Below are 4,500 nucleotides of genomic sequence, written 5' to 3' on the forward strand. Positions count from 1 at the left end.
AACCTGGGCCGCTCGCCAAGTTGAACTGGCCGAACACTTCGACTGGTTGCTGTTCGACGTGCCGCAGTTACCGGCCGCGGCTGCGGGCCACTGCGTCGAGACCGATGTGCGGGTGCTGGTGGCCGAAGCCGAAATGGCCAGCCATCTGCTGCTCGGGCGCCGAGCCATCGAGCGCTACGACCTGCTGCTGGTCAACCGTTACGACCCGGCCAGCCGCTTGCAGAGCGACCTTCTGATGGTGTGGCGCGACCTGTTCCGTGATCGCTTGCCCCTGCAGGTGGTGCACCGCGACGAGGCCTTTCTCGAGGCCTTGGCGTGCAAGGCCCCGCTGGGCCATTACGCGCCGCAGAGCCTGGCCTGCCGGGATGTGCAGAGCCTGGCGGTGCGCTGCCTGACGAGGCGGCAGTCGTGACCCTGAACCCTCTGTCGGCTTACGCCTGGTTCACCACACGCGGCGCGCAGCGGCCGGTCGCCTGGCTGTTTACCTTGGGTGTGGCGCTGGCCGTGCTGTTCTTGCGCCTGGAGTCGCCCGCCTGGCAGGCCCTGTTGGCCGAGCGTCAGCGCCTGTACCCGCAGTTGGCGGGCAAGCGCCCGAGCCTGGGCGACCCCGTGCGGGTGTTGATCCAGAGCCTGTGGCTGCTGCTACGGCGCCAACCGCTGCCACGCCAACCAGGGCCGGCCAGCAAGGCCTGGCGTGCCGTGCGCGGCCAATGGCACACCACGCGTCAGAGGGTGCAGCACTACCGTGGCCGGTTGATCGACCGGTTGCAACAGTTGCCCGCGCGCTATCGGGCCAGTGCCTTCAAGCGGGTAGCCTCGGCACGCTTGCGCGGCCTGAGCGTATTCGCCCGCTGGGCCTTCTATGGTGTGCTGACGCTCTGCGCCTTTGGCCTGGCCTTGCTGTGCGTGACCGAGCCGTTCGGCTACCTGGCACAGTTGATGTTCATCTGCCTGCTTCTGGGTATTGCCATGCTGGTGCGGCACATGCCGGGCCGCTTTCCGACCCTGATGCTGATCGTGCTGTCGACCATCATCTCTTGCCGCTACCTGTGGTGGCGCTATACCTCGACCCTGAACTGGAACGACACCACGGACCTGGTGTGCGGGGTGATCCTGCTGGCTGCCGAGACGTACTCGTGGTGCGTGCTGATTCTGGGCTACATCCAGACCTGCTGGCCGCTGCAGCGCAAGCCGGCGAACCTGCCGGCCAACCCCGGGCACTGGCCGACGGTCGACCTGATGATCCCCACCTACAACGAAGACTTGGCGGTGGTGCGCACCACCGTGCTGGCCGCCCTGGGCCTGGACTGGCCACGCGAGTGCCTGCGCATCTACATTCTCGACGATGGCCGGCGCGACGCGTTCCGCGCCTTTGCCGACGAGGTCGGCGTGGGCTACATCGTGCGCCCGGACAACAAGCACGCCAAGGCCGGCAACCTCAACCATGCGCTGGGTGTGACCGACAGCGAGCTGATCGCCATCTTCGACTGCGACCACGTGCCGGTGCGCTCATTCCTGCAGATGACGGTGGGCTGGTTCCTCAAGGACCCGAAGCTTGCGCTGGTGCAGACGCCGCACCACTTCTTCTCGCCAGACCCGTTCGAGCGCAACCTGGGCTCGTTCCGCCGCCGGCCCAATGAAGGGGAGCTGTTCTACGGCCTGATCCAGGACGGTAACGACATGTGGAATGCGGCATTCTTCTGCGGCTCATGCGCGGTACTGCGGCGTACGGCGCTGCAAAGCATTGGCGGCTTTGCCGTGGAGACCGTGACCGAAGATGCCCACACCGCCTTGCGTATGCACCGCCAGGGCTGGTCTTCGGCCTACCTGAGCATCCCCCAGGCGGCGGGCCTGGCCACCGAGAGCCTGTCGGCGCACATCGGCCAGCGTATTCGCTGGGCGCGTGGCATGGTGCAGATCTTTCGTACCGACAACCCGATTTTCGGCCGCGGGCTGAGCCTGTTCCAGCGGGTGTGTTACGCCAACGCCATGCTGCACTTCTTGGCCGGCCTGCCGCGGCTGGTGTTTCTGACTGCGCCGCTGGCGTTCCTGTTGCTGCATGCCTACATCATCTATGCGCCTGCCTTGATGATCCTGTTGTACGTGTTGCCGCACATGATTCACGCCAGCCTGACCAACTCGCGCATGCAGGGCAAGTACCGGCAAACGTTCTGGGGCGAGGTCTACGAGACCGTGCTGGCCTGGTACATCGCCCGCCCCACCACGGTCGCGCTGTTCGCGCCGAAGAAGGGCACCTTCAACGTCACCGCCAAGGGCGGCCTGATGGAGCAGGGGCAGTTCGACTGGCGCATCGCCCAGCCCTACCTGTGGCTTGCGGCACTCAACGTGGCCGGCCTGGGCTTTGCCGTGTGGCGGCTGTTCACCGGCCCTGCGGCGGAAGTCGGCACGGTGATCGTCAGCTCGTTGTGGGTGGTCTACAACCTGCTGATCATCGGCGCCGCCGTTGCCGTGGCCGCCGAGGTGCGCCAGGTACGCCGCGCCCACCGGGTGCAGATGCACTTGCCGGCGGGGCTGGTGCTGGCCAGCGGTCACGCCTACCCCTGCACCCTGGTCGATTACTCCGATGGCGGCGTCGGCCTGCAGTTGCACCAAGGCCTTGCGCTCAAACCCGGGGCGCAGGTACGCCTGCTGCTCAACCGTGGCCAGCGCGAGTTTGCCTTCCAGGCCTGCGTCACCCGTACCGTTGGGCAACACGTGGGCCTGGTGTTCCACGACCTGAGCCAGCAACAGCGCATCGACCTGGTTCACTGCACCTTTGCCCGTGCCGATGCCTGGCTTGGCTGGCATCAGCAACACGAGGCCGATCGCCCGCTGCGCAGCCTGGTCGAGGTGCTGAAGCTGGGCGCTGTCGGTTACCTGCGCCTGGTCGAGCACATGCCGCCGTGGCTGCGGACGTGGTTGCGCCCGCTGCGCGCGCTGGTGCATTGGCTGGCCAGCTACAGGCCCCGCACGCCGCGGCCTATCCCTTTCATGAACCCTGTTGATCGAGACGCATGATGACTGGTTATCCCGCGCGTACCTGGGGCCTGGCGATGGCGCTGTTTGCCGCCTTGTCGCAGAGCGCCGCTGCCGCCTCCGAAGCCCCGCTTGCCGAGCCCGCCGTACTCAAGGTGCCGAGCTGGCCGGTTACGAAAACCTTCGAGCAGCTCGGGCATGCGTCCGACAGCCTGCTGCTGGGGGTACGCAACAGCGAACACATCGAATTCGGCCTGCGTCGCGACCGTCTTGCCACCGACGCCACCTTGCAGCTGGACTACACGCCTTCGCCCGCGCTGTTGCCGAACCTGTCGCACCTGCGCGTCTATCTCAATGACGAGTTGATGGGGGTAGTGCCGGTGGAGAAGGAGCAGCTTGGCCAGCGCGTGCGCCGCCAACTGCCGCTGGACCCAAAGCTGCTCAGCGACTTCAACCGGGTCCGCCTGGAGTTTGTCGGGCATTACACTGACATCTGCGAAGACCCGGCGCACAGCGGCCTGTGGCTGAACCTGAACCGCAAGAGCCAGGTGCAGTTGCACGAGCAGGCACTGGCGCTGGACAACGACCTGGCGTACTTCCCGCTGCCGTTCTTTGACGCGCGCGACACCGGCAAGGTCGAGCTGCCGGTGGTGTTCAGTGGTGTGCCGAGCCTGGGTGAGCAGCGTGCGGCCGCGATCCTGGCGTCTTACTTCGGCAGCCAGGCCGGCTGGCGCAAGGCAGCCTTCCCGGTGCTGTACAACCGCCTGCCGGCCAGTGCCGACACCCCCAAGCCGAGCATCGTGTTTGCCAGCAATGAACGTCGCCCGGCATTTCTCGCCGACCTGCAGCAGTTTCCGCTGGTCGACGGCCCGGTGTTGCAGATGATCGACCATCCGCACGACCGCTTCAGCAAGGTGCTGTTGGTACTGGGGCGCAACGATGACGACCTGATCAAGGCAGCCTCGGCGCTGGCGGTTGGCAACAACCTGTTCCGTGGTGCCCGGGTGCAGGTCGAGCAGATGACCGCGCTGCAGCCGCGCAAGCCCTACGACGCGCCAAACTGGACGCGCACCGATCGGCCGGTGCGCTTCGCCGAACTGCTCGACTACCCCGAGCAGTTGCAAGTCAGTGGCCTGCAACCGCGGCCGGTGACGCTGTCACTGAATTTGCCGCCAGACTTGTTCGTCTGGCGCAACCAGGGCATCCCGTTGCGCACGCTGTACCGTTATACGGCACCGGCAGTGACTGACGAATCGCGCCTGAGTATCAGCGTCAATGACCAGTACATCACCAGCATGCCGCTGGTGGGCAACGACCGGCGCGGCGGCACGCTCGAGCAGGTGCGCCTGGCGGTGTTGTCAGGTGACAGCAGCGCACTGACCGAAAACTCGCTGGTGCCGGCGTTGAAGATCGGCGACCGCAACCGCCTGCGTTTCGATTTCAGCTTTGCCAGCACCCTGGGCAGCGCCCAGCGCGATCATTGCCAGACGTCGCTGCCGGTGGATGTGCGCGCGGCGATCGACG

The 4,500-nt window shown here is 66.2% G+C and carries 3 protein-coding genes; all 3 read left to right on the top strand.

All coding sequences use genetic code 11. The annotated features are described in order from the left end of the window. A partial coding sequence (locus tag NP534_RS25830) for a cellulose synthase operon protein YhjQ/BcsQ (protein WP_274100604.1) occupies positions 1-412 on the top strand: 412 nt, incomplete at its 5' end. Continuing rightward, positions 409-3,018 carry a UDP-forming cellulose synthase catalytic subunit gene (bcsA, locus tag NP534_RS25835; protein ID WP_274100605.1) on the top strand — a complete coding sequence of 870 codons (2,610 nt, stop codon included), beginning with the start codon at positions 409-411 and terminating at the stop codon, positions 3,016-3,018. The genes NP534_RS25830 and bcsA, both read left to right, overlap by 4 nt. Further along, the coding region (gene bcsB / locus NP534_RS25840) for a cellulose biosynthesis cyclic di-GMP-binding regulatory protein BcsB (protein WP_274100606.1) at positions 3,015-4,500 on the top strand (1,486 nt) is incomplete at its 3' end. The genes bcsA and bcsB, both read left to right, overlap by 4 nt.

Origin of the sequence: Pseudomonas sp. 39004, from assembly GCF_028682155.1 — a bacterium.
Lineage (GTDB): Bacteria > Pseudomonadota > Gammaproteobacteria > Pseudomonadales > Pseudomonadaceae > Aquipseudomonas > Aquipseudomonas capeferrum.